This window comes from Roseateles sp. Mitsp63, assembly GCF_059491535.1.
The window spans coordinates 273,603-298,343 of the sequence record NZ_CP168509.1 but is presented as its reverse complement, the minus strand read 5'-3'; the positions used below and the strand labels follow the sequence as shown (position 1 = coordinate 298,343).

The window sequence follows — 24,741 nt, the reverse complement described above, 5'->3', positions numbered from 1 at the left end:
CTGGGGCGCCGCCCCGCCGTTTCATCGCCGCGGCATCAAACCATTCCAGAAACGCATAACCTCGCTCACCCGCCGAGTTACGGCGTGATTACATTGGAACCATCGTTCGGCGAAGTACCAGCCATGAGGCGCGGCATTGGGTCAGCCCCGCGGTCTCCTCCTCTGTGAAACAGCGGCGGGAGCCACCGGATCGGCGCTGACCCAATTCCGCTTTTCATATCCTCAAATTGGAAACCGCCATGAACCAACCCGTAATGGAAGGCTTGCGCCTGAACGTGCCGGCTTACGTCAAGCATCAGCGTCTGATCGCCTGGGTCGCCGAGATCGCCGCGCTCACCGAGGCCAAGGACGTCTACTGGTGCGACGGCAGCCAGGCCGAGTACGACCGCCTGTGCCAGCAGCTCGTCGACGCCGGCACCTTCCAGAAGCTCAACCCGGCCAAGCGCCCGGGCAGCTACCTCGCCTGGAGCGATCCCAGCGACGTCGCCCGCGTCGAGGACCGCACCTTCATCTGCACGAAGAACAAGCTCGACGCCGGTCCGACCAACAACTGGATGGAACCGGCCGAGATGCGCGCGCTGCTGCAGACCGGCGACAAGGCGCTGTTCCGGGGCGCGATGCGCGGCCGCACGCTGTATGTCGTGCCGTTCTCGATGGGCCCGATCGGCTCCCCGATCGCCCACATCGGCGTCGAGCTGTCCGACAGCCCCTATGTCGCCGTCAACATGCGCATCATGACCCGCATGGGCCGCGCGGTCCTGGACACGCTGGGCGACAACGGCGAGTTCGTCCCCTGCGTCCACACCGTTGGCGCTCCGCTGGAAGCCGGCCAGGCGGACGTGAAGTGGCCCTGCAACAAGACCAAGTACATCGTCCATTACCCCGAGACCCGCGAGATCTGGTCCTACGGCTCGGGCTACGGCGGCAACGCGCTGCTGGGCAAGAAGTGCTTCGCGCTGCGCATCGCCTCGACCATGGGCCGTGATCAGGGCTGGCTGGCCGAGCACATGCTGGTGCTGGGCGTGACCTCGCCCGAAGGGAAGAAGCATCACGTCGCCGCCGCCTTCCCCAGCGCCTGCGGCAAGACCAACTTCGCGATGCTGATCCCGCCGGCCGGCTTCGCGGGCTGGAAGGTCACGACCATCGGCGACGACATCGCCTGGATCAAGCCCGGCAAGGACGGCCGCCTGTACGCGATCAACCCGGAAGCGGGCTACTTCGGCGTCGCTCCCGGCACGAACCAGAAGACCAACCCCAACTGCATGGCCAGCCTGGACAAGGACGTCATCTTCACCAACGTCGCGCTGACCGACGATGGCGACGTCTGGTGGGAAGGCATGACCGACACGGCCCCGGATCACCTGATCGACTGGCAGGGCAAGGACTGGACGCCCGCCATCGCCAAGGAGACCGGCGCCAAGGCCGCCCATCCGAACGCCCGCTTCACCGTCGCCGCGACCAACAACCCGGCGCTGGATGAGGAATGGGACAACCCGGCCGGCGTGGCGATCGACGCCTTCATCTTCGGCGGCCGCCGCTCGACCACCGTGCCGCTGGTGACCGAGGCGCGCGACTGGACCGAAGGCGTGTACATGGCCGCCACGATGGGCTCGGAAACGACCGCCGCGGCCGCCGGCCAGCAGGGCGTCGTGCGCCGCGACCCGTTCGCGATGCTGCCGTTCATGGGCTACAACATGGCGGACTACTTCCAGCACTGGTTGTCGCTGGGCGCCAAGCTGTCGGCCTCGGGCGCCAAGCTGCCGAAGATCTTCTGCGTCAACTGGTTCCGCAAGGGTGCCGACGGCAAGTTCGTGTGGCCCGGCTACGGCGAGAACATGCGCGTGCTGAAGTGGATGCTCGAGCGCGTCGACGGCCAGGGCGACGGCGTCGAGCACGCCTTCGGCACCAGCCCGCGCTATGAGGACCTGAACTGGCAGGGCCTGGCCTTCACGCCGGAGCAGTTCAAGACCGTCACCCACATCTCGAACGAGGACTGGGCGACCGAGCTGAAGCTGCACGACGAGCTGTTCGTCCAGCTGGCCCAGGGCCTGCCCGCCGAACTGCCGGCCACCAAGGCCCGGATCGAGCAGCGCCTGTCCCAGGCCTGATCGACGCCCACCGGCCCGAGAGGGCCGGGCGGGGCTGGAAAAGACAAAGCCCGCTCGAAGCGATTCGAGGCGGGCTTTTGTTTTGTGAGGCGGGAAGCGGGCAGCTATGAGAGCCTGCGCTCACCTCCGAGCTTCACGGCCGGGTCTGTACAGCCCCCGGCCAGGACGGCGTTCAGCCGTTGCGACGGGCGTTCGCGGCGCGCAGCTCAGCGGCGAAGGAGGGCATGCTCTCCTCGTACTGGGCGGCCAGGGCCAGCAGCTCGCGCTCGGCGCGGGCCATCTTGGCGGCTTCCAGGCGGGCCTTCACGTTGGTGATCGTGCGGGCCCAGACGCGGGCACCGATGGTGGCGAACGTACCGCCGCGACGCACCGTGCGGCTCAGCGGCAGACCGAAGGTTTGGGTAGCGACGCTCATGGCGATTTCCTTTGTTGGCTTGTTCTTTGGCGGCCCTTCTGGAGCCGACGGAACGAACTATAGGGTTTCCCCTAGGCATGCCGCCAATGAAAGATGGGCATCGAATGTATAAATGCCGTGCATATCATTGGGCGGACCGCGTTCCGCCCGTGACTCCCGTCACGGCGCCGCCGGCCGGATGCCAAGGAATGCGCAAGAACCGCCGCCGATGAGCGTTCGAGGCGGCCCGCCTTTCGTGAAGAAGTGCCCGCCATGAGCTTTCGGAACCTGGATCTGAACCTGCTGAAGGTGTTCGACGCCGTCATGGCGGAGCGCTCGATGACCCGCGCGGCCGCGCGTCTGTCGATGACGCAGCCTGCCGTCAGTCACGCGCTGAAGCGGCTGCGCGAGGCGCTGGGCGAGGACCTGTTCGTGCGGCAGGCCTTCGGCATGAAGCCGACCTCGCGGGCCGAGGGGCTGTGGCCGGAGGTCCGCTCCGCATTGACGCGGCTGCGGGTGGCGCTCGATCCGGGCGACTACCAGCCGGCCGCCGAGGAATACACCTTCCGCCTGGCGATGGCCGACGCGACGGCGGCGCTGATCCTGCCGCCGCTGATGCAGCAGCTGGAGCGGCTGGCGGCCCTGGCCAATGTCCACGTGCTGCCGCTCACGACCCGCGACCCGCGCTCGCTGCTGGAGCAGGGCGAGGCCGACTTCGCGCTCGGCTACTTCCCCACCGCCGTCGCGGCGCTGAAGGGGCAGGGCGACATGGCGGCGATCCGGCAGCAGCGGCTGTACGACTCGTACTACGTCTGCGTGATGCGGCGCGGCCACCCGCTCGCGGACCAGGAGCTGACGCTGGACGCCTTCTGCCAGGCGCATCACCTGCTGGTGAGCTTCTCGGGCCGTCCGTACGGCTTCGTCGACGAGGCGCTGGCGGCGCTCAAGCGCAGCCGCCGCATCGCGCTGACCGTCAACCAGTTCTTCACCGCGGGCCGGGTCGTGGCCCATTCCGACCTGCTCACGGTGCTGCCGCAGTCCTTCATCACGGCCACCGGCTACCAGGAGTCACTGATCTACCGCCCGCTGCCGATGTCGCTGTCGCCGGTGCACGTGGACCTGCTCTGGCACCTGCGCAACGAGGACCGCAGCGCCCAGCGCTGGATGCGGCAGCGGCTCATCGATTCGGTGGCGCCGCCGGCGGGGTCGGCGCTGGCGGGCGTCAGCGGTGACAATCGCGCCCCATGAGCATTGCCCACGACCTTTCCGACGCCGAGTTCGACGAACTCGACGACCTCCTCGCCGCCACGCCCGAACCGCTCGAGCCGCTGGATGCCTCGATGCTGGACGGCTACCTGGCCGGCGTGCTGGTGCAGCCGCGCCTGATCCCGATCGACGAGTGGCTGCCGCCCGTGTTCGACTACGAAGGCCGCCCGCTGCCGGACGATGTCGATCCTGCGTGGCTGGCCCGGATCCGAGCGCTGGCGGAGCGCCGTTTCGCCTCGCTGAACCAGAGCATGCTGGAGCAGGGCTGGTTCTATCCGGTGGTGCTGGACCTGGACGCTGAAGAAGGCGAGAACACCGAGGAAGCCGCCGAGAAGGCGGAAGATGCCGTCGAAGCCGCGGCAGCGGCCCAGGCCGCCGAAGGCACCGATCCGGACGCCGTGCCGCTGCCCGAGGATCCGATCACCCGCGCGCTGCTGCCCTGGGTGGGCGGCTTCGAATACGCGGCGGTGACCTTCCCCGACCTGCACGAACAAGCCGACGACAACATCAACGCGCTGCTGGCGCGTCTGTATCGCCATCTGCCGGCCGAGACGCCGGAGGAGAAGGAGATCGTCGAGACGCTGAATCGCGAGCATCCGCTCAAGAACATCGACGAGGCGATCGAGGACCTGATCCTGACGGTGGTCGACCTGCAGGAAGCGACCGAGGCGGAGCGTTATCACGTCGAGCAGGTGCGTCGCGACGCGCCCAAGCTGGGCCGCAACGATCCCTGCCACTGCGGCTCGGGCAAGAAGTTCAAGAACTGCCACGGCGCCGCCTGATCGTCGCCTCCCCGCGGAACGCCGGCCTTCGCGCCGGCGTTTTTCATGGGCGCGTCCTCAGCCGGCCGGCGTGAAATCGGCGGCGGTCAGCGCGGCCATGGCCGCCTCCAAGCGCGCCACGTCGCCCCCAAGCAGGCGGCTGGCCTCGCGAGCGGCGGCGAGCACCGCGCGGCAGGCAGCGAGCATCGCTTCCGGCGGTGAGAGCCGCACCCGCGGCCCCGAGACCGCGATCGCGCCGTGGACGCGGCCGTCCACCGAGAACACGGGCGCCGCGACCGAAGCGGTGTCCGGCTCGCGCTCGCCATAAGAGGCGGCCCAGCGGCGCGCGCGAACGGCGTCGAAGCCCTCGCGGCGGTCCTCCGAGAACGCGCACAGCACCTTGCCCGAGGCCCCCTGGTGCAGCGCGTACTGCTGGCCCACGGCCACCGCCGCGCGCACCGAGCGCGCGGGCTCCCAGCGATAGAGCGCGATCCGGGCATCGCCATGGCGGACGTAGAAGGAGGCGGTCTCGCCGGTATCGGCGCTGAGCTGCTTGAGCAGCGGCTCGACGATGGGCCCCACCTGGAACGAGCGCTGATAGATCGTCGCCAGCCTCAGCGGCGCCGGGCCGATCGCGTACGCGCCGTCGGCCAGCTTGCGCACGAAGCCGCCGTGCTCGAGCGCACCCAGCAGACGCAGTACGGTGCTCTTGTAAAGGCCGGTTCGCCGCGACAGCTCGGTCAAGGTCAGGCTGTCGTCGTCCTGACCGAAGGCCCCCAACAGGGCGAAGGCGCGGTCGAGCACGGCGACGCCGCTGCCGTCGGAGGCGTCATCGCTTGGCTTGTCTGTTCCAGGCACGGGTTATCCCTTGTCTCGCGGTTCATCGACTGGTCTAGAGTTCTATCAGACAAATCATAGTTCTGCCAGATAGAACAAACACGGAGACAAGCGATGAACGCTCCCCTGGTCCGACGCGCCGCAGGCGTCCTGCTGGCGGCCCTCGCCGCACTGCCGATGGCGGCCTCCGCCGCCGAGCCGGCCTACCCGTCCCAGCCGATCAAGGTGATCGTCCCCTTCCCGCCGGGCGGTGGCACGGACATCGTCTCGCGGCTGATCCTCGACAAGATGCGCGAGGACACCGGCTGGACCTTCGTCGCGGACAACAAGGCCGGAGCCGGCGGCAACATCGGCCTGGACGCGGTGGCCAAGAGCAAGGCCGATGGCTACACCCTGGGCATGGGCCAGACCGCCAACCTGGCGATCAATCCGACCCTGTATCCCCGGATGCCTTACGACGCCGCCAAGGCCTTCACGCCGGTGGCGCTCGTCGCCGGGCAGCCGGTCGTGCTGGTGGTGGTCAGCGCCTCGCCCTTCAAGACGCTCGCCGAACTGGTCGCCGCCGCCAAGGCCAAGCCCGGCAGCCTGACGATGGCCTCTGCCGGCAACGGGACGGTGGGCCACCTGACGGGGGAGCTGTTCTCCAGGCAGGCCGCCATCAAGGTGACGCACATCCCCTACAAGGGGGCCGGTCCAGCGGCCACCGACCTGCTCGGTGGCCAGGTCGATTACTACTTCGCGACGCCGCAGACGGTAGTGGCCTTCATCAAGGCCGGCAAGCTGCGCGCGCTGGCGGTCAGCTCGGCGGCCCGGCTCCCGGTGCTGCCGGACGTCCCGACCGTGGCCGAGAGCGGCTACAAGGGCTTCGACACGTCGGACTGGAAGATGATCGTCGCGCCCGCCGGCACGCCGGCGGCGGTGGTGAACCGGATGAACGCCCAGGTGCAGAAGGCGCTGTCGAAGGCGTCCACCATCGGCCTGCTGCAGTCCGAGGGCAGCGTGCCCATGGCCGGCACGCCGCAGCAGGCGGCGCAGTTCCTGGCGCAGGAGCAGAAGCGCTGGGGCGGCGTGGTCCGGGCCGGCAACGTCAAGGTCGACTGAGCGCGCCGGAGTCCGCCATGAGCCCATCCCCCCTGCACGGCGTGCGCGTCCTGGACCTGACCAATGTCCTCGCCGGCCCGTTCGCCTGCCACCAGCTGGCGCACCTGGGCGCCGACGTCATCAAGGTCGAGGCGCGCGCGGGCGGCGACCTGGCGCGCCAGCTCGGCGCCGACACCGCGCTGAACCAGGCCCACATGGGCGTGTCCTTCCTCGCGCAGAACCCGGGCAAGCGTTCGATCACCATCGACCTCAAGCAGCCATCGGGCAAGGCGGTGTTCCGCCGGCTGGTCGCCACGGCCGATGTGGTCGTCGAGAACTTCCGGCCCGGCGTGATGCAGCGGCTGGGTGTCGGCTTCGACGCGCTGCGCGAGGACAACCCGCGGCTGGTGTATTGCGCGATCTCGGGCTTCGGCCAGGACGGGCCCTTGCGCGACCTGCCGGCCTACGACCAGATCATCCAGGGCATGTCGGGGATGATGAGCATCACCGGGGACGCGCAAAGCGCGCCCTGCCGCGTCGGCTATCCGGTGGCGGACACGATCGGCGGGCTCACGGCGGCGATGGCGATCTCGGCGGCGCTCGCGGACCGCCAGCGCACCGAGGCGACCTTCATCGATGTCTCGATGCTCGAGGCCGCGATGGCGACGATGGGCTGGGCGGTGTCCAACCTGCTGGTGGCTGGATGCGAGCCGCAGCCGATGGGCAACGACAACGTCACGGCGAGTCCGTCGGGCACCTTCCGCACCGGGCAGGGGTTGCTCAACATCGCCGCGAACAAGCAGGAGCAGTTCGAGGCGCTGTGCGAGGTCGTCGGCCATCCGGAGTGGCGGGCCGATCCGCGCTTCGCCGATCGCCACGCGCGGCTGAAGCATCGGGCCGAACTGAAGCATCTCCTCGAAGCGGCGATGAGCGAGGGCTCGGCCACCGACTGGTGGCAGCGCTTCAACGCGGCCGGTGTGCCGGCGGGGCCGGTGCTGTCGGTGAAGGAGGCGCTGGCGCATCCGCAGATCGCCGGGCGCGGCATGGTGGGCGGCTTCGAGGAGGTCCCCGGCGTCGGCCGGCCGATCCGGGTGGTGCGCACCGGCTTCAAGCTGGACGGCCAGGCGCCCTCGGTGGCGGCGCCGCCGCCGCGGCTCGGCCAGCACACCGATGAGATCCTGGAAGAGCTCGGTTATGGCGCCGGCGAGCGCGCCGCATTGAAACAGGAGCAGGCGGTATGAGCGGTCACGATCACATCGACGAGCCGGTCCACGATCAGCGCGTGCCGGACTGGTGGCGCACCTCGATCATCGAGATGTCGCCCGGGGTGATCCGGTACCGGGGCCATGCGATCCAGGACCTGATCGGGCAGGTCAGCTTCGCCCAGATGATCTGGCTGATGACGCGCGGCGAGCTGCCCGGCGCGGAGCAGGCCAAGCTGCTGGACGTCGCGCTGATGGCGGCCGTCGATCACGGGCCGCAGGCGCCGAGCATCGCGATCGCGCGCATGGCGGCGACCTGTGGCGTGGGCCTGAACAACGCGATGGCGTCGGCGGTCAACGTGCTGGGCGACGTGCACGGCGGCGCTGGCGAGCAGTGCGTCGAGATGCTGCAGTCGATCGCGGCCCGCATGGACACGGGCGCCTCGCTCGAGGAGGCGTCCGCCGCGGGCCTGGACGAGGCCATCGAGCTGCGCGGCAAGTTCGTCTCGGGCTTCGGGCATCGCTTCCATCCGGTGGATCCGCGCGCGCCGCGGCTGCTCGACCTCGTCGACGAGGCGGCGGGGCTGGGCGTGGTCTCCGGGCGCTTCGCGGCGATCGGGCGCGCGGTCGAGGCCGAGTTGCAGCGCCGCAAGAACGGCCGCCGCATTCCGATGAACATCGATGGCGCGACGGCGGTCATCTATGCCGAGTTGGGATTTCCGGCGCCGCTGGCACGCGGGCTGTTCTGCATTTCCAGATCGGTGGGCATCCTGGCGCACGCCTGGGAGCAGACGCAGCAGGGCGGGCGGAACAAGGGGCCCATGCCGCGCGAGTACCTGTGGACCTATGACGGTCCGGCGGCGAAGCGCTGAGGCCCGGTCAGGGCTCAGACCTCGATGACCAGCTCCGGCCGGTAGTCTTCCTGCTCGCCCTTGTTGGCGTAGCCCAGCGGATTGGCGACCACGCGGCAGCGATGCGGCACGTCGCCGCGCGGGCCGCTCGGCGACTCGACGACGTAGTCATGCGCGCAGTGCAGGTGCCCGTGCAGCCAGAGATCGGCGAAGGGCAGCAATTCGTCGAGCGAGTTGCAGAAGCCCGCCGTCCCCGGCGTCAGGCCGTAGCGCGGATCGGCGCTGCGCAGGCTCGGCGCGAAATGGGTGACCGCGACCGTCGGGCCGTCGAAGGGCAGCGCGAGCGCCTCGCGCAGCCAGGCCTGGCAGTCGAGCGAGAGATCGCGCATGCCCTCGGCGAGCATGTGCCGGCCGTCGATCAGTGTCGAGTACTTGCGCAGATAGTGATTCGCGGCGCGGAAGGCCTTCTCGCGCGCGGCGAGCTGCTTGGTGGGCGTCGGCTCACGCGCGGCCAGCGCGTCGAAGTCGGCCCACAGCGTCGTGCCGATGAAGCGCACGCCGTCGATGACCAGCGTCTCGCGGTCCAGCCAGTCGATGCCCAGCTCGGCACAGGTCTGCCGCAGCCGCGCCTGGGCGGTGGTGAAGTCCAGGCTGTCGTATTCATGGTTGCCGGGGACGTACAGCACGCGCGGCCATGCCGCGTCCGCGCGCTTCGGCGAAAAGCGGCCCAGGCCGAAGTCGTCGGTCACGAGCCTCGAGCCGGCCTGGTACGAGCCCACGTCGCCCGCCAGCACCAGCAGATCGACACCGGGCGCGGCGATGGTCTGGAAATCGGTCTGGCGCTCGAGGTGGAGGTCGGAGATGAGTTGCAGGCGCACGGCGGATGACGGGGAAGGGCCGGAAACGGCGGGACGGGCGGGGCGGGCGGGATGACCGGGCCATGGCAGCGCGCCATGGAGCGCCGCGCCAGTGCGCATTGTCCAATGCCGGGCAGAGGCGCCGATCCGCGGACCGGTCACGCGACAGGGCGCCCCGGAAAGCGAAAGGCGCCCGGAAGGGCGCCTTGATCGTTCAGCCGCGGCGGCTGGCCATCCAGGAGAGTGGCGACGACACCGCCGCGGGAGGTGAGGCCTCCGACTCCAGCCCGTAGTCGCTGCGGCGGAAGTCCTCGTACTCGCTGTCGTCCCCGAAGCTCGCCTCCATGCCGAAAGCGGTGCCCATGTCGGCCGGCTCCGGTTCGTGGACGCCAGGCGTGTTGCGGCGGAAAAGGCGCAGGGCGGACGTGATTCGCATGATGGACCTCGTCGAAAAGCACGGGGACTCGGAACCCGCGGCGCCGATGCCGCGCCGCGATGTCAACCACAGTTTGCGCGTCTTTACCTTCGGACAAATCCCCAAATCGCGGGTGCGCCGGAGTCGCGTTCACAAATACACACACCTTGGGGTTAACCCGCCACAGGAGATGTGAAATAACCACGCTCCCCACTTAGGTGTGATGCCCCCCTTAAACAGGGGTGACTATGCTTCGACCCTTCCGTAGTTTCCCTGGGCCATTGCCTTCCTCATGTCCCCACTGATCCACAAGTCGATGACCTGGGCCATCGTCAGCGCCGTGGTGCTGACCTCGGGCTGGCTGGCGAACTCCGTGCAGGACAAGCACGAACGCGGCGGCTTCCGCCTCCCGCTGGCGCAACAAGGCGCCTCGTCGGTACCCTCGTCCGCCGCGCCGGCCCATCTGCCGCAGGCCCGTGTCCAGGTCGCCTCGCTGAAACGCTGACCGGCTCCCGGCGTCAAGGCGCCAGGGCTCAGCGCGCGATCAGGGCCTCCCGGGCACCGCGCGCCAGCGCTTCCCCGATCTGATCCAGGAGCGCCGGCGGCGCCCCGCCGTCCGGCATGGCGGACGTTTCTCCGCCCAGTTTCCATTGGTGCCAGTACAGGGCGACCTCGACCTGCACCTCCGGCCGCAGCGCCACCAGCTCGCCGCTCGCCAGCAGCGGCCGCACCTGCAGCTCCGGCGCCACGCCCACGCCCCATCCCATCCGCACCGCGTTGACGTAGCCCTCGCTCGAGGGGACGTAGCGCGCGTTCAGCCGCGCCGAGCGCAGCCCCATCGCCTGCCGGACCCATTGCTGCTGGGCGTCGTCCTTGCGGTTGAACACCAGGAAGGGCACCTGCGCGAAATTGGCGGCGCCCAGACCGTGCGGCAAGGCCCGCGCGGCGAAGGACGGGCTGGCGACCGCGATGTAGCGCATCACCCCCAAGGGCTGGGCGATGCACCCCCGCAAGGCCTGCGGCACCGTCGTGACGCAACCCAGGACCTCCCCCTGACGCAGCCAGTCGTGGGTGAAGTCCTGGTCGTCGACCACCAGTTCCAGTCCGAATCCCTCGCGCAATCCGCGCTGTACCAGCGGATCGAGCGCCGGCAGCACCCAGGTGGCGAGGCTGTCCGCATTCACCGCGATGGGCAACCGCTCGGCCTGGGCCGACTGCACGCCGAGCTCCCGGACCACGTCCGAGCGCAACGCCGCCAACTGGCGGGCGTAGCGCAGCAGGCGCTTGCCGGGTTCGGTCAGCCTGAGCGGCCGGGAGCGCACGACCAACAGCTGGCCGACCTGCGCCTCCAGGTTGCGCAGGCGCTGCGAGACGGCGCTCTGCGTGATGGCCAGCGTCTCGGCCGCGCGTTCGAAGCTGCGTTCGTCCGCCAGCGCGGCCAGGCAATCCAGTCCGGCGGCATCCAGGTCTTTCATTAGCATTCCTAATGGAGTCGCTGAGATATTAATCCCGCTTCATGGATCGACGCGGCCTCACCACAATCCGCCCCAGCCGCTCTCCGGAGCGGGCGGAAACACTCGCCCCAAAAACCCCGTTCCCCGGTCCCATCCCACCCATGTCGTCCCCCAGCGCGGCCCTGTTGCAAGGCTGGCTCACCGGAGCCGGCCTGATCGTGGCCATCGGCGCGCAGAACGCGCTGGTGCTGCGCCAGGGCCTGATGCGCCAGCACGTGGCGCCGGTGGTGGCCGTGTGCGCGCTGTCGGACATGCTGCTGATCTGGCTGGGCGTGTTCGGACTGGGCCGGCTGATCGCCGCCAGCCCGCTGCTGATGGAAGTCTTCCGCTGGGGCGGCGCCGCTTTCCTGCTGGCCTACGGCGCCAAGGCGGCGCTGCGCGCGATCGCTCCCAAGGCCGGCCTGCAGGCGCAGGCGGGCAGCGCGTCGCTGACGGCGGTGCTCGGCAGCACGCTGGCCATGACCTATCTGAATCCGCATGTCTACCTGGACACGGTGGTGCTGCTCGGCACCGTCGGCGCCCAGCAGCCCGCGGGCCTGCAACTGCCGTTCGCGGCGGGCGCCTCGGTGGCGTCCTGGATGTGGTTCTCGCTGCTCGGCTTCGGCGCGGCGGCGGTGGCGGCGCCGTTGCGCCGTCCGGCGGTCTGGCGCAGCATCGATGCCTTGATCGCCCTCGTGATGGCCATCCTGGGACTGCAGCTGATCCTGCGCCCGCTGGCCTGACGCCCCCCACGCGGCATCCGACGCGGAACCACAAGTTCACCTGGAGCTCTCCCATGAAGGTCATCGTCCTCGGCGCCGGCATCATCGGCATCCATACCGCCTGGTACCTGCTGGACCAGGGTCACGATGTCGTCGTCGTCGACCGCCAGCCCGACGCGGCGCTGGAAACCAGCTTCGCCAACGGCGCACAGATCTCGGTCTGCTTCTGCGAGCCCTGGGCCAACGCCGGCGCGCCGTTCAAGGTCGCGAAGTGGCTGCTGAAGGACGACGCGCCGCTGCTGTTCCGCCCGCGCCTGGATCCGGCGCAGTGGCGCTGGGGCCTGTCCTTCCTGGGCCAGTGCACGACGGCCGCCTTCGAGCGCAACGTCGAGCAGCTGGTGCGCCTGGGCCGCTACAGCCACGAGTCGCTGCAGGCGCTCGTCGCGGAAACCGGCATCGACTACAACCGCCTGCAGAAGGGCATCCTGCATTTCTTCGGCAGCGAGGCCGACTTCGAGGCCGGCGCGCAGGGCGCCGAGATCATGCGCCGCCACGGCGTCGACCGCCGCGTGCTGAGCCGCGACGAGGTGTTCGCGATCGAGCCGGCGCTGCGTTCGGCGCAGCAGGCGGTCTTCGGCGGCACCTACACGCCCAGCGACGAGTCCGGCGATGCCCGCGTCTTCACGCAGGCGCTGGCGAAGCTGGCCGAGAAGCGCGGCGCGCAGTTCCTGTGGAACCACGACATCGTGACGCTGCAGCCGCAGGGCCACGAGGTGGCGGGCGTGCAGATCCGCTCGCGCGAGACCGGCCAGACGCAATGGCTCAAGGGCGACGCCTACGTCGTGGCGCTGGCGTCCTACGCGCCGGGCCTGACCAAGCCGCTGGGCGAGCACCTCAACATCTATCCGGCCAAGGGCTACTCGGCGACGCTGCGCCTGAAGAAGCCGGAGCAGGCCAGCACCGTCAGCCTGCTGGACGACGCGCGCAAGATCGCGATCTCGCGCCTGGGCGACTTCGTCCGAATCGCCGGCACGGCCGAGCTGGTGGGCCTGGACACCAGCCTGGACACCCCGACCTCCAAGGTCCGCTGCGAGTCGCTGATCCGCCGCTACGAGGAGCTGTTCCCCGGCGTCGCCGACCTGAGCGAGCCGAACTACTGGACCGGCCTGCGCCCCAGCACGCCGACCAACGTGCCCTACATCGGACGCAGCCAGAAGGCGGCCAACCTGTGGATCAACGCCGGGCACGGCACGCTGGGCTGGACGCATGGCGCGGGCTCCGGCCGCGCGCTGGCCGAGCTGATGAGCGGCAAGCGTCCCGACCTGGACTTCGCCTTCTACGGCGACGCGTTGCCGGCCACGCCGGCGCGCCGGCTGCAGGCGGCGTGATCCGCGGGAGTTCTGCGGGAGTTCTGCGGGAGTTCTGCGGGAGATCCGCGGACTGAATCCACGGAGTCCCTGACGGCGTCATCGGCACGGCGGGATCCCTTCGAAGGGCGCGGCTAGAATCCGCGCCCTTTTCGCATTCACGCCGCGCCATGTCTTCCTCGTCCTCCGGCCTGCCGCGCGACTTCTGCGCCATCGACTTCGGCACCTCCAACTCGGCGGTCGCCGTGCCCGACGCCGAGCGTCCCGGCGCCATGCGCCTGGTCCCGCTCGAAGGCGGCCACGTGACGATGCCGACGGCCGTCTTCTACTTCGCCGAGGGCCGCCACGACGCCGACGGCCCGCCGCGCGCGTTCGGCCGCGCGGCGCTGGCGGCCTATGTCGAAGGCACCGACGGGCGGCTGATGCGCTCGATGAAGAGCATCCTCGGCTCCAGCCTGATCGACCAGGTCACCGATGTCGGCGGCGGCAAGGGCGTGAAGTACGCCGACATGCTGGCCGGCTACCTGAAGCGGCTGCGCCGGCAGGCGGCCTCGGCCGACGGCCACGAGCCGCGCCGCGTCGTGCTGGGCCGGCCGGTCTACTTCGTCGACGGCGAGCCCGAACGCGACGCCGCCGCGCAGGCCTCGCTGGCCGCCGCCGCGAGAGCCGTGGGTTTCGAGGACGTCCATTTCCAGTTCGAGCCGATCGCCGCGGCCTTCGACTTCGAGCAGCAGGCCGAGCGCGAGCAGCTCGTGCTGGTGGCCGACATCGGCGGCGGCACGTCCGACTTCTCGGTGGTGCGGGTGGGCCCGGACCGGCTCCAGCGCCTGGACCGGCGCGAGGACATCCTCGCCAGCCACGGCGTGCACATCGCGGGCACCGACTTCGACCGCCACGTCGAGCTGACCGGCATCCTGCGCGAATTCGGCTACCGCGCCCTCGGCCCGGCCAAGCCGGGCCAGACGCCGCGCGAGGTGCCCAGCGGCGTCTACTTCGACCTCGCCACCTGGCACCTGATCAACACCTGCTACAGCCCGCAGCGCGTCATGGAGCTGCGCAACATGAAGGGCTTCTACGGCGACCCGCGCCACCATCAGCGCCTGATGACGGTGCTGGAGGAGCGGCTCGGCCATGAGCTCGCGAACCGCGCCGAGGACGCCAAGATCGAGGTCGCCGGCGGTGGCGGCTGCACGATCGACCTCGGGCTGATCGAGTCCGGCCTGTCGGTCGAGCTGTCCGAGACGGCGGCGATGGACGCGCTGCGCGGCGACATCGAGCGCATCGCGCAGGCGGGCCGCGAGACGGTCGAGCGCGCGGGGCTGAAGCCGTCGGACATCGACGCGCTGTACTTCACCGGCGGCTCGACGGGACTGCGCGTGCTGGCGGACCGCATCGCGTCGGACTACCCCGATGCGCGCGGCGTTCGCGGCGACCGCTTCGCGTCGGTGGCGACCGGTCTCGGGCTGCACGCCGCGCGTCTGTTCGCGGCGTGATCCGAGCGGGCGGCAACCTCGGGTTCACCCCGAGGTCCGAGGCCGGACCCGGGAGGAGGGCGCTGATAGATTGCCGCCTTCCCCATGTTTCCAGGCCGACACATGTCCATGTCCCGCGCTCCGTCGCCGCGCCCGCTGCTCTCGCTCCTGCCGCTGGCTCTGTCCGTCTCCGCCGCGATGGCCGCGCCAGCGGCCGATGAGGCGGCCGCCACGACGCCCTTGAGCGCCGCCGCCTCGCTCGCGCAGGTCTACCAGCAGCCGTCGGCGGCGATCCGCGCGGTGCTCGACACCCAGGGCCTGCCGGTCTACCAGGTGTCGCCGGACCAGCGCACGCTGGCGATCGTCGGACATCGCCGCTTCCGCACCATCGCCGAGCTCGCGCGCCCGGTGCTGCGCCAGGCCGGCCTGCGCTACGACCCGGCCACCGACAGCCCGCAGCTGATGTCGGAGATCGAATCGCTGACGCTGCGCGCGCTGCCCGGCGCGGGTGCCGGCGCGGACAACGCCGCCGAACGCCAGGTCGCGCTGCCGGCCGGCGGCGCCTTCCATCTGCTGCGCTTCTCGCCGGACGGCAAGCGCTTCCTGCTGAACCGCCGCACCGCCACCGCGGTCGAGCTGTGGGTCGGCGACGTCGCGAGCGGCAAGCTCAAGCCGGTGCCCAAGCTGCGGCTGCACACGATGCTCGAGAACGAGGTCGTGTGGCTCAACGACCATGAACTGCTGACGCTGACGGTGCCCGCGGGGCGTGGCCCGGCGCCGGTCTTCGCGGCGCCGTCGGGCCCGTCGATCCAGGAATCCATCGGCCGCAACTCGCCGGAGCGCACGCAGCAGGACCTGCTGACCAACGCGCAGGACGCGGCCGTCTTCGCGCATCACGCGACCTCGCAGCTGGCGCGCGTGGACCTGAACTCCGGCGCGGTCAAGCCGGTGGGCGAGCCGGCGATGTTCAGCCACCTCGAGGCGCTCGGCACCTCGGGCCAGGTCTTGACGGCGCGCCTGCTCGAGCCGTTCAGCTACCAGGTCGGCTGGGACGATTTCGCGACGCAGGCCGAGGTGCGCGGCGTCGACGGCAAGGTCGTGCCGGTCGGACGCACGAAGCTCAAGGAAGGCGTGCCGGTCGAGGGAGTCATCACCGGACCGCGCCAGTTCTTCGCGTCGCCGGGCGCGGAGGGCGCGGTCTACTGGGTCGAGGCGCTGGACGGCGGCGACACGCGCGCGCCGGCCGGGCATCGCGACCGCTTGATGCGCCTGGACGCGCCGTACACCGGCGAGGCGCGCGAAGTGCATCGTGTCGCGCAGCGGCTGGCCAAGCTCGATTTCCTCGAGGGCGGCGAGCAGGCGCTGGTGATCGACTTCGACCGGGCGACGATGCGCACCGCCACCGAGCTGGTGACGATGGCCGGCACCGCGCCCGCGCAGCGCCTGATCGAGCGCTCGATGCGCGACCGTTATCGCGACCCGGGCACGCCGATCGGCCGCATGCAGGTCACGGGGCGCTCGGTGGTCCGCGTGGACGACGGCGCGATCTGGAGCTTCGGCCTGGGCGCGAGCCCCGAAGGCGACAAGCCCTTCATCGACCGGCTCATGCTGGCGGACAACAGGAAGACGCGCGTCTTCCAGTCCGGCGTCGCCAGCCAGGGCGGCGACGCGGCGCACTTCGAGCGTCCGCTGGCGGTGCTCGACGCGGCCGGCGCGCGGGTGCTGACGGTGCGCGAGAGCGTCACCGAGCCCGGCAACGTGATGCTGCGCGGCGGCGCCTCGCTGGCCGACATGAAGCCGTTGACCGACGCCAAGGACCCGACGCCGCAGCTGCGCGAGATCCAGCGCGAGTTCGTGCGCTTCAAGCGCGCGGACGGCGTGGAGCTGTCGTTCTGGCTGTACAAGCCGCCGGGCTACAAGGACGGCGAGCGCCGCCCGACCTTCGTCTGGGCTTATCCGCTGGAGTACACCGACGCGTCGACGGCGAGCCAGGTGAGCGGCTCCAGCAACCGCTTCGCGAGCTTCCCGGCCACCAGCCCGCAGATGCTGCTGCTTGATGGCTACGTGGTGCTGATGGACGCGACGATGCCGGTGGTCGGCGATCCCAAGACGGTGAACGACAGCTTCATCGCGCAGATCACGGCCAACGCGCAGGCGATCATCGACAAGGCGGTGGAACTGGGCGTCAGCGACCGCGATCACATGGTGGTGGGCGGCCACAGCTACGGCGCGTTCATGACGGCCAACCTGCTGGCCCACACCCACCTGTTCAAGGCCGGCATCGCGCGCAGCGGCGCCTACAACCGCAGCCTGACGCCGTTCGGCTTCCAGAGCGAGCGCCGCACCTACTGGGAGGCGCAGGACGTGTACCAGAAGCTCTCGCCGTTCAACTACGCGGACCGCCTGAAGGAGCCGCTGCTGCTGATCCATGGGGAGGCGGACAACAACTCCGGCACTTTCCCGATCCAGAGCGCGCGGCTGTACCAGGCGCTGGCGGGCACGGGCGGCACGGTGCGCTACGTCACGCTGCCGTTCGAGTCGCACGGCTACACGGCGCGCGAGTCCATCGGCCACACGCTGTGGGAAATGAGCGAGTGGATGAAGCGCCAGGTCGGACTTGGCGCCGCGATTCCTCAGCGCTGACCTCAGCGCTGACCTCAGCGCTGATGGCGGGGCGGCGGACCGCCGCGGCGCGGACCGCCGGGGCCGCCCGGCTTCGCCACGGGACGGGGCCGTGAGACGTCGGCCAGCAGCAGCGTCGCGCGCACCAGGCACTCGACGGCCTCGTCCAGTTCCTCGGGCGGCTCCAGGCTCTCGATCTCCTCGAGCAGCGCGTCGGCGTCCTCGAGGTCCTCGGGATCCAGGTGCATGTAGAGCTGCGCGAGCGGCTCGGTGAGCTGCGACGCGTCGAGGTTCATCAGTGCCGGGAACAGGTCCGCGGCGAGCGCGAAGCCGGCCACCCACGGCAGCACGGTCTCGGACGGGGAGGCGTCCTCGTCGAGCTCGAAGACCCAGGGATCGAACCACTGGCGATCGGCGATCGCCTGCTTGAGCTCGCGCTCGCGGCGCTGCACGAGCTGCAGCAGCGGCTGCGGGTCGTAGCTCGGGGGAGCGGGGCGGCCCTGCTCGGCGTCGAGCACCCAGCGCCACCAGTCGGACAGCGGCACCGGCTTGGGCTGCAGGATCAGCGCGGCGAGGAAGCCGTCGAGCATCGAGGCGTCCAGCGGTTCCAGCGGCGCGGGGACTTCGTCCAGCAGCGACTGCAGCTCATCGAGGTCGTCGTCGCTCCAGGCCTCGGGCGGGGCGCTCGGGGCGGCCATCGCGGCCGTCGGCGCGCGGCCATGCTGAGGGCGCGGACCGCGCGCGGGGGCGCCGGTCTTGGCGGCGGGCGCGCGAGGCGCGGACTTCTGGGGAGGCTTGGACGCGGTCATGGGGCGCGATTATCCCGGCGGGCCCATCGAGAGCCGTGATGTCCATTCAATGGGCGACGGAACGCGTGCCTGGGCATGCGAGGCGGGGTGCCTTGTGTGATCCATCGTACGAAAGTCATGGAGAAAATCGGCGATCGCGCGAAGTTTTCCGTATTGCGGAGTGGCGTTTACACCTGCTGACCATTTTCACGGCGTATCCCACCTAGAGGGGATGCCTGCCGGTCAGGGTTCGCCCTAGAGTCCATCTCACGCCTTCCGACGGCGAGGCCGCAGGCCCCGACGGCAGGCACCGATCCCAACGACGTCCTTTCTAGGACTTGCAACGCCCGGTCAGCTCGCTGGTCGGGCGTCCTTTTTTGTGGGTCGGGAATCGGTTGACGGTGCTCTTACGATGCGCGCCATGCCGACGTCGCCAAGCTCCGCCGATCTCCGATTCGATGCCGTCAACGTGGAGGACGCCGAAGCTCTCGTCGCGCTACGCATCGCCGCGATGCGCGAGAGCCTCGAACGCATCGGCCGCTTCGACCCCCAGCGGGCGCGCGAGCGCTTCCTCTCCAGCTTCGATCCCGCGCGCACACGGCACATCGCCGTCGGCGGGCAGCGCGTCGGCTTCGTCGTCACGACGCCGCAGGTCGGCTGGCTGGCGCTCGATCACCTCTACATCGATCCGGCCTGGCAGGGGCGTGGCATCGGCGCAGGCGTTCTCGCCGAGGTCTTCGGCGAAGCGCGAGCACTCGGCCTGCCGGTGCGTGTCGGCGCGCTGAAGCAGAGCGACTCCAACCGCTTCTACCAGCGGCATGGCTTCGAGTTGGTGGAAGAGGGCGAATTCGATCTCTACTACGTGAGGCCCGCGGACTGACGCCGGCCCCTCAACCCTGACCGCGCCGCTCCGGCTGATCCTGATGCAGGAACACCGCGAAGGTGTCCCACGGCAGCGGTGACTGGATCTGCTTGAGGATCCGTCCCACCTCGCCGCGGTGGTACCCGTCGTGGGTCACGACGTGGAACAGCATTTCCTCGCGCGTCATCGCGCCACGGTCACCGTCGGTGAAGGTGAATGCGACGCGCTCGGCCAGTTGCTCGGGCGTGATCGACGCGACGTACTCCAGCAGCCATCGGTCCGACGCCGCATGCGCCGCGCGCAGCGCCTGCGGCGTCGGCGTGTCGACGGTGTTGTTGGCCTCGTAGCCGTGCGGCTGGCCGGTCAGGTGGCCGGTGAAGATCTGGTTGACCACGTACACGTGGTTCAGCACCCGCAGCGCCAGGTGGCGCTCTTCCCCGAACCGCTCGGCATCGAGGTCCTCGATCGCCCGCAGGAACCCGTCATGGGCCCAGGCCTGGTAGCGGAACAGGGTCGACAGCATCGATGCGGTGCTCATGGGCGCTCCTTGGCAGTGGGCCCGGGTTGGGCCTCGGCTGGGCGACATCATGACAGCGCCGCCGCAGCCGGGCCGAAGGTCAGCCCGGCGGCACCGGCTCGTCCGGCTGGACGGCGATCACCTCGCAGCTCGCCAGCACCGTCCGCAATTGCGCGGCCGTGAGCTCGGCGACCAGCAGCGGCCGGCCGCCGACCGGCTCGCCCGTGGCCTTCGCCGCGTCGAGCGCGCGCCGCGCGCCGGCCAGCGCGGCCGGTCCCGGCTTGAGCCGCAGCAGCACCCGGGCCGCGCGGTCCGGGCTGCGGTCCAGCGCCGCAAGCAGCGCCGCGGCGCCGTCGATGGCATCCATGGCAGGACACTCCACGGTGGAAGAAGACAGCGGCGCGCCCGGCGAGCCGGCCACCGCGCCGTCGCCGCCCATCAGCGCGCAGGCCGTGCCCATCAGGGCGGCGGCGATGCACGCCGGCATGCGCAGACGCGACAGGCGCGGTGACCGGGACGTCATGGCTGGGCCGTCACGATGGTGCTGGTGGCCGGATTGTTGTCCAGCATCACCCAGCCCGGGCAGCTGTTGCCCGAGCAGGCCGCGCCCGTCGAGCGCCAGATGCGGCCGGTGTTGTGACGCTGGAAGAGGCCGGTGGCCGAGGCCTCGATCTGCACCGTGGCGCCGTTGTTGTCCAGCATCTGCCAGCCGGGGCAGCTGTTGCCGGTGCAGACGGTACCGGTGAAGCGCCAGATCTTCCCGTCCACATGGCGCTGGAACAGCCCGCCCACGTTGGCCGCGATCTCGCGGGCAGCCGGGTTGTTGTCGAGCATGGTCCAGCCCGGGCAGCTGTTGCCCGAGCAGGCCACGCCCGTCGAGCGCCAGATCGCGCCGGTGTCATGCAGCTGGAACAGCTGCCCGCCCGCGGCCGCGAACGCCGTGGCGTGCGGGTTGTTGTCCAGCATCGTCCAGCCCGGGCAGCTGTTGCCGGAGCAGGCCACGCCCGTCGAGCGCCAGATGCGGCCGGTGCTGTGCCGCTGGTAGAGCCGCGTGCCGTCCGCGACGATGTCGACCGTGGCGGGATTGTTGTCCAGCATCGTCCAGCCGGGGCAGCTGTTGCCCGAGCAGGCCGCGCCGGTCGAACGCCAGATCTTGCCGTCGGCATGGCGCTGGTACAGCGAGGTGCCGCCCGCCGCGATCTGCTTGGTGGCCGGGTTGTTGTCGAGCATCTGCCAGCCGGGGCAGGTGTTGGCGCCGCAGCGGATGCCGGTGTAGCGCCAGACCTTGCCGTCCGCGTGCAGCTGGTACAGCGCGTTGCCGCCTGCGGCGATCGCCCGGGTGGCCGGGTTGTTGTCGAGCATCACCCAGCCCGGGCACGCGTTGCCGCTGCAGGCCACGCCGGTGTGGGCCCAGATGCGGCCGTCGCCGTGCAGCTGGAACAGCATGCCGCTGGACAGCGCGAAGGGCTGCGGCGCCAGTTGCCGCACGGCCGCCTCGATGTTGATGCGCCGCCGCGTCAGGTTGTTGCGCGCGTCGGTGATCGCCACGCCGGTCGATTGCAACGCGCCCAGGATGTCGCCCACGTTGGCGCCGGGCACGACGGAGCGGATCGCCGCGAAGGCACCGGTCACGTGTGGCGTCGCCATCGATGTCCCGCTCTTGATGCCGAAGCCGCCGCCCGTCACCGACGAGTTGATGCTGGAGCCGGGGGCGAGGATGTCGACCAGCGCCGCGCTGTTGGAGAAGCTCGAGACGACATCGGCCTTGGTGGTGGAGCCGACGGTCACCGCGGTCGAGATGCAGCCCGGCGCGCTGACGCCGGTCGACGAGCCGTTGTTGCCCGAGGCGATCACCGTGGCGACGCGGGCGGCCAGCAGGTCGTCAATGACGTCCTTGCGGGCATCGCCGTCGCAGGCGGCCGCGTTGACGCCGCCACCCAGGCTCATGTTCACCGCGACGACGTTGCGCGCGGCGCGCCGGTCCAGCACGCGCTGCAGGCCGCGGATCTGGTCCGAGGTGAAGCTCAGCGCGCAGGGCGACGCGGCGCCGACGTTCGCGCAGGGCGTGTTCCCCGGCGTGTCGGTGAAGCGCGAGAACACCTGCACGGCCATGATGTTGGCGTCGGGCGCCATGCCGTTGAAGGTGACGGCGCCGAAGGCGCGGCCCGCGGCGATGCCGGCCACGTGCGTGCCGTGGTCGCAGCCGCTCATGGCGCAGGCCGCGCCGGAGCCCACCGCGGTGCTGCTCGAGGCGCCGCCCGGGCAGACCGAGGTCGCGTTGCTCGAGGCCGAGGTGGTCGAGAAGCAGGCCTCCTCGACGACACGGCCGTTCAGGAACGGATGGTTGCCCTGCACGCCGGTGTCGAGGATGGCCACGGCGGTGCCGGCGCCGCGCGCGCCCAGCGTCTGGGCCTGCGGCGCATGCACCAGCGGCCCGGAATCCGCCAGCGTCGGCGGTACCGGCACGTCCTCGGTGAGCTCGGCCACCTCGCCGTTGGCGACGAGCGCGTCGAGCTGCGCCGCGTCCACTTCCATGACGACGAGCGCGGTGTCGGGCAGCGCCTCGACGGCCTCGGCGCCGCGCGCCTTCAGCCGCAGCGCCAGTTGGTCGCGGGCTCCGCGGATGGCCGGTGTCTCGCCCAGCGCGCGCAGCGGCTCGGCGGCCGGTCCGGTGCCGGCCGCGAATGCCGACAGCCGCGCGATCACGCGCACCTTGCGCGGCGACTGCAGCGCCTTGGCCTTCAGCGCCGCGTAGCCGCCCACCCGCAGCGCCTCGCCGGTGTGCAGCTGCACGCCGGGCACCATATCCGGGTCCCGGCTCGGGGTTTGTGCCGCGGCGGGCGTCAGGCCCAGCCACACGGCGCTCGCGCCGCCCAGAACCGCCAGGGCGGCCACGCGGCGCATCACTTTCAACGATGTCATACCTGTCTCCCGACGGCCAACAGCGACCGCCTGGGGGGCACTTTCGGCGGCCAAGCCGCTCGGAAAAACCGCTGCTCTAGGGATGCCTTCCCCCTTGGGAAGGAGGCGGAGGCCCCGTGGTTAAGGGATGTTTCCCCACTGCGGGGGAGGCAGAAAGGGGTTCGAACGGGCGCGGCATCCGTGCGAGGGGCAATTGTTGAATCGTGCATAAACGTGCAAGAACGAGATCAACCATGCATACTCCGTCGCTTCCATCGAGGGCGACATGACGCAACCCGACCTTCCCCAAGCCCGCCGCCAGCTCATCGCGGAGCGCCTCTCCGCGGGGCAGGCCGTCGTGGCGGCGGATCTCGCCGCCGAGTTCAAGCTGTCCGAGGACGCGATCCGCCGCGACCTGCGCGCGCTCGCGGCCGATGGCCTGTGCCGCCGCGTCTATGGCGGCGCGGTGCCGGTGCAAGACGGCGACCGTCCGCTGGCGGCGCGGCTGCGCGAGGCGCCAGGGCGCAAGTCGGCGCTCGCGCGGGCGGGCGCGGCCACGGTCCGGCCCGGCGAACTGGTGTTCATCGATACCGGCAGCACCAATCTCGCGCTGGTCGAGTTCCTGCCGGAGGATGCCGGCCTGACCATCGCGACCAACGCGGTCGATGTCGCCGCGGCGGTGCTGCGCCGGCAGGACCTGCGGCTGCTGATGCTGGGCGGCGAAGTCGACCGCCACCTCGGCGGCTGCGTCGACGCGGCCGCGGTCGACGCCCTGTCCCGCATGCGCATCGATCGCTGCTTCATCGGCGTCTGCTCGCTGTCGGTGGCGGACGGCGTCATGACGACGCAGTTCAGCGAGGCCGCTTTCAAGCGCACGCTGATCCACAACAGCCGCGAGGTCGTGGCGCTGCTGACCAGCGACAAGGCGCGGGCCTTGGCGCCGCACCGCATCGCCGACTTCGCGATGCTGAAGACGGCGGTGATCGAGCAGGACCTCGATGCCAGCGTGGCGCGCGGCCTGCGCGAGGCGGGCGTCGAGGTGATCGCCGTGGAGACCGCGCAATGAGCGCCGCGCCGCAGAGCCTGGCGGGCGCCGAGTCCGTGATCGAGAAACCCGAGAACCGCCTCGCCGTCCGGCTGGCCTTCCTGGTGGCGGGCTTCGGCGTCGCGTGCTGGGCGCCGCTGGTGCCTTTCGCGCGGCAGCGGCTGGGCGTCGACGAGGGCGCGCTGGGCGTGCTGCTGCTGTGCCTGGGATTGGGCTCGGTCGTGGCGATGGTCGCGGCCGGCATGCTGAGCACCCGCTTCGGCACGCGGCCGGTGATCGTCAGCAGCGGATTCGGCATGGCGGCGCTGCTGCCGCTGCTGGCGGTGGCGGACTCGCCCTGGAGCCTGGGCCTGGCGCTGGCGGCGTTCGGCGCGTGTCTCGGCTCGCTCGACGTCGCGATGAACATCAACGCGCTGGAGGTCGAGCGCGCGGCGGGCAAGCCGCTGATGTCCGGATTCCATGGGCTCTACAGCGTGGGCGGCTTCATCGGCGCGGCCTTCATGACGCTGCTGTTGTCGATGGATTTCGAGCCGCTGCACGCGACGCTGCTCGGCGCCGCGCTGATGGCGCTGGCGATCGTGGTCGCCTGGCCCTACGTGCTGGAGACGGCGCGCTCGTCCAGCGGTCCGCTGTTCGTGATGCCGCGCGGCCTGGTGTGGCTGATGGCGCTGCTCGCCGCGGTGACCTTCCTCGCGGAGGGGGCGGTGCTGGACTGGAGCGCGCTGCTGCTGACCGAGTCGGCGCTGGTCGCGCCGGCGCAGGGCGGCATCGGCTTCATGCTGTTCTCGATCGCGATGACGGCGGGCCGGCTCACCGGCGACGCGGTCGTCGCGCGCCTGGGTGATCGCCGGACGCTGGTCGTTGGCGGCGTGGTTGCCGTGATCGGCGTGGCGGCGCTGCTGCTCGCGCCGGTGCGCGCGGTGGCCTTCGCGGGCTTCGTGCTGATCGGCCTGGGCGCGTCGAACCTCGTGCCGGTGCTGTTCCGGCGCGCCGGCCAGCAGGCGGTGATGCCGGCCGCGTTCGCCGTGTCGGCGGTGACGACGGCGGGCTACGCCGGCGTGCTGCTCGGGCCGGCGCTGATCGGCTTTCTCGCGGCGGGCGTCGGACTGTCGACGGCGTTCTGGCTGCTGGCCGCGCTGCTCGCGCTGGTGCCCTTGAGCGCGGCGAGGGTGACGCGCTGA

The 24,741-nt window shown here is 70.6% G+C and carries 23 protein-coding genes; 14 read left to right on the top strand and 9 right to left on the bottom strand.

The features are described 5' to 3' along the window. Nucleotides 1-239 precede the first annotated feature (239 nt). Nucleotides 240-2,108 (top strand): phosphoenolpyruvate carboxykinase (GTP), encoded by a 1,869-nt coding sequence (locus ACEN96_RS01280; protein ID WP_495586248.1) that lies wholly within the window; start codon nt 240-242, stop codon nt 2,106-2,108. Between the two features lie 172 nt (nt 2,109-2,280). Here ACEN96_RS01280 and ACEN96_RS01275 read toward each other — a convergent pair whose 3' ends face one another. Then, nucleotides 2,281-2,523 carry a hypothetical protein gene (locus tag ACEN96_RS01275; protein ID WP_343635389.1) on the bottom strand — a complete coding sequence of 81 codons (243 nt, stop codon included), beginning with the start codon at nt 2,521-2,523 and terminating at the stop codon, nt 2,281-2,283. Between the two features lie 252 nt (nt 2,524-2,775). On the opposite strand from ACEN96_RS01275, the gene ACEN96_RS01270 reads away from it, so the two are divergent. Then, entirely contained in the window at nt 2,776-3,750 is a 975-nt protein-coding gene (locus ACEN96_RS01270; RefSeq protein ID WP_495586247.1) for a LysR family transcriptional regulator, read from the top strand. Beyond that, on the top strand, nt 3,747-4,550 hold the full coding sequence (locus ACEN96_RS01265) for a UPF0149 family protein (RefSeq protein ID WP_495586246.1): 804 nt from the start codon (nt 3,747-3,749) through the stop codon (nt 4,548-4,550). The genes ACEN96_RS01270 and ACEN96_RS01265 overlap by 4 nt, the downstream gene beginning before the upstream one ends. 57 nt (nt 4,551-4,607) lie before the next feature. Here ACEN96_RS01265 and ACEN96_RS01260 read toward each other — a convergent pair whose 3' ends face one another. Further along, nucleotides 4,608-5,387, bottom strand: coding sequence for an IclR family transcriptional regulator (locus ACEN96_RS01260; RefSeq protein ID WP_495586245.1), 780 nt, complete (start codon nt 5,385-5,387; stop codon nt 4,608-4,610). Between the two features lie 93 nt (nt 5,388-5,480). Here ACEN96_RS01260 and ACEN96_RS01255 point away from each other — a divergent pair, with 93 nt between their 5' ends. From ACEN96_RS01255 to ACEN96_RS01245, 3 genes are read left to right on the top strand one after another with little or no spacing between them, the layout of a single operon-like run. After that, a complete protein-coding gene (locus ACEN96_RS01255) occupies nt 5,481-6,467 on the top strand; it encodes a Bug family tripartite tricarboxylate transporter substrate binding protein (RefSeq protein WP_495586244.1) in 987 nt (328 codons plus the stop codon). A gap of 17 nt (nt 6,468-6,484) precedes the next feature. Continuing rightward, nucleotides 6,485-7,687 carry a CaiB/BaiF CoA transferase family protein gene (locus tag ACEN96_RS01250; RefSeq protein ID WP_495586243.1) on the top strand — a complete coding sequence of 401 codons (1,203 nt, stop codon included), beginning with the start codon at nt 6,485-6,487 and terminating at the stop codon, nt 7,685-7,687. Next, the gene (locus ACEN96_RS01245) at nt 7,684-8,520 is read left to right on the top strand and encodes a citryl-CoA lyase (RefSeq protein WP_495586242.1); all 837 of its coding nucleotides are present in this window, start codon (nt 7,684-7,686) and stop codon (nt 8,518-8,520) included. The genes ACEN96_RS01250 and ACEN96_RS01245 overlap by 4 nt, the downstream gene beginning before the upstream one ends. A 14-nt stretch (nt 8,521-8,534) precedes the next feature. Here the strand turns inward: ACEN96_RS01245 and ACEN96_RS01240 are convergent, their stop codons facing one another. Continuing rightward, nucleotides 8,535-9,377 carry a metallophosphoesterase gene (locus tag ACEN96_RS01240; protein WP_495586241.1) on the bottom strand — a complete coding sequence of 281 codons (843 nt, stop codon included), beginning with the start codon at nt 9,375-9,377 and terminating at the stop codon, nt 8,535-8,537. Between the two features lie 193 nt (nt 9,378-9,570). Continuing rightward, the gene (locus ACEN96_RS01235; protein WP_495586240.1) at nt 9,571-9,792 is read right to left on the bottom strand and encodes a hypothetical protein; all 222 of its coding nucleotides are present in this window, start codon (nt 9,790-9,792) and stop codon (nt 9,571-9,573) included. 271 nt (nt 9,793-10,063) lie between these two features. On the opposite strand from ACEN96_RS01235, the gene ACEN96_RS01230 reads away from it, so the two are divergent. Continuing rightward, a complete protein-coding gene (locus ACEN96_RS01230) occupies nt 10,064-10,276 on the top strand; it encodes a hypothetical protein (RefSeq protein WP_495586239.1) in 213 nt (70 codons plus the stop codon). Between the two features lie 28 nt (nt 10,277-10,304). Here the strand turns inward: ACEN96_RS01230 and ACEN96_RS01225 are convergent, their stop codons facing one another. Then, a complete protein-coding gene (locus ACEN96_RS01225; protein ID WP_495586238.1) occupies nt 10,305-11,246 on the bottom strand; it encodes a LysR family transcriptional regulator ArgP in 942 nt (313 codons plus the stop codon). Nucleotides 11,247-11,386: 140 nt separating this feature from the next. On the opposite strand from ACEN96_RS01225, the gene ACEN96_RS01220 reads away from it, so the two are divergent. The 4 genes from ACEN96_RS01220 to ACEN96_RS01205 all read left to right on the top strand — a co-directional run bounded on the left by ACEN96_RS01220 (nt 11,387) and on the right by ACEN96_RS01205 (nt 17,468). Then, complete coding sequence (locus ACEN96_RS01220) at nt 11,387-12,007, top strand: LysE/ArgO family amino acid transporter (protein WP_495586237.1); 621 nt, start codon at nt 11,387-11,389, stop codon at nt 12,005-12,007. A gap of 53 nt (nt 12,008-12,060) precedes the next feature. Further along, nucleotides 12,061-13,374 (top strand): D-amino acid dehydrogenase, encoded by a 1,314-nt coding sequence (locus ACEN96_RS01215; protein ID WP_495586236.1) that lies wholly within the window; start codon nt 12,061-12,063, stop codon nt 13,372-13,374. 149 nt (nt 13,375-13,523) lie between these two features. After that, nucleotides 13,524-14,846, top strand: a complete 1,323-nt coding sequence (locus ACEN96_RS01210; protein WP_495586235.1) for an Hsp70 family protein — start codon at nt 13,524-13,526, stop codon at nt 14,844-14,846. A 102-nt stretch (nt 14,847-14,948) separates the two neighbouring features. After that, complete coding sequence (locus tag ACEN96_RS01205; RefSeq protein WP_495586234.1) at nt 14,949-17,468, top strand: alpha/beta hydrolase family protein; 2,520 nt, start codon at nt 14,949-14,951, stop codon at nt 17,466-17,468. Nucleotides 17,469-17,482: 14 nt separating this feature from the next. Here ACEN96_RS01205 and ACEN96_RS01200 read toward each other — a convergent pair whose 3' ends face one another. Continuing rightward, nucleotides 17,483-18,256 carry a YecA/YgfB family protein gene (locus ACEN96_RS01200; protein WP_495586233.1) on the bottom strand — a complete coding sequence of 258 codons (774 nt, stop codon included), beginning with the start codon at nt 18,254-18,256 and terminating at the stop codon, nt 17,483-17,485. A gap of 400 nt (nt 18,257-18,656) precedes the next feature. On the opposite strand from ACEN96_RS01200, the gene ACEN96_RS01195 reads away from it, so the two are divergent. Continuing rightward, nucleotides 18,657-19,115, top strand: a complete 459-nt coding sequence (locus ACEN96_RS01195) for a GNAT family N-acetyltransferase (protein ID WP_495588529.1) — start codon at nt 18,657-18,659, stop codon at nt 19,113-19,115. 10 nt (nt 19,116-19,125) lie between these two features. On the opposite strand, the gene ACEN96_RS01190 is transcribed toward ACEN96_RS01195, so the two are convergent. The 3 genes from ACEN96_RS01190 to ACEN96_RS01180 all read right to left on the bottom strand — a co-directional run bounded on the left by ACEN96_RS01190 (nt 19,126) and on the right by ACEN96_RS01180 (nt 22,536). Next, a complete protein-coding gene (locus ACEN96_RS01190; protein ID WP_495586232.1) occupies nt 19,126-19,635 on the bottom strand; it encodes a DinB family protein in 510 nt (169 codons plus the stop codon). 79 nt (nt 19,636-19,714) lie between these two features. Further along, the gene (locus tag ACEN96_RS01185) at nt 19,715-20,137 is read right to left on the bottom strand and encodes a hypothetical protein (protein ID WP_495586231.1); all 423 of its coding nucleotides are present in this window, start codon (nt 20,135-20,137) and stop codon (nt 19,715-19,717) included. Beyond that, a complete protein-coding gene (locus tag ACEN96_RS01180; RefSeq protein ID WP_495586230.1) occupies nt 20,134-22,536 on the bottom strand; it encodes a S8 family peptidase in 2,403 nt (800 codons plus the stop codon). Before ACEN96_RS01180 ends, ACEN96_RS01185 begins: the two co-directional genes overlap by 4 nt. A 265-nt stretch (nt 22,537-22,801) precedes the next feature. Here ACEN96_RS01180 and ACEN96_RS01175 point away from each other — a divergent pair, with 265 nt between their 5' ends. Further along, nucleotides 22,802-23,581 carry a DeoR/GlpR family DNA-binding transcription regulator gene (locus ACEN96_RS01175; RefSeq protein ID WP_495586229.1) on the top strand — a complete coding sequence of 260 codons (780 nt, stop codon included), beginning with the start codon at nt 22,802-22,804 and terminating at the stop codon, nt 23,579-23,581. Then, a complete protein-coding gene (locus tag ACEN96_RS01170) occupies nt 23,578-24,741 on the top strand; it encodes an MFS transporter (protein WP_495586228.1) in 1,164 nt (387 codons plus the stop codon). Before ACEN96_RS01175 ends, ACEN96_RS01170 begins: the two co-directional genes overlap by 4 nt.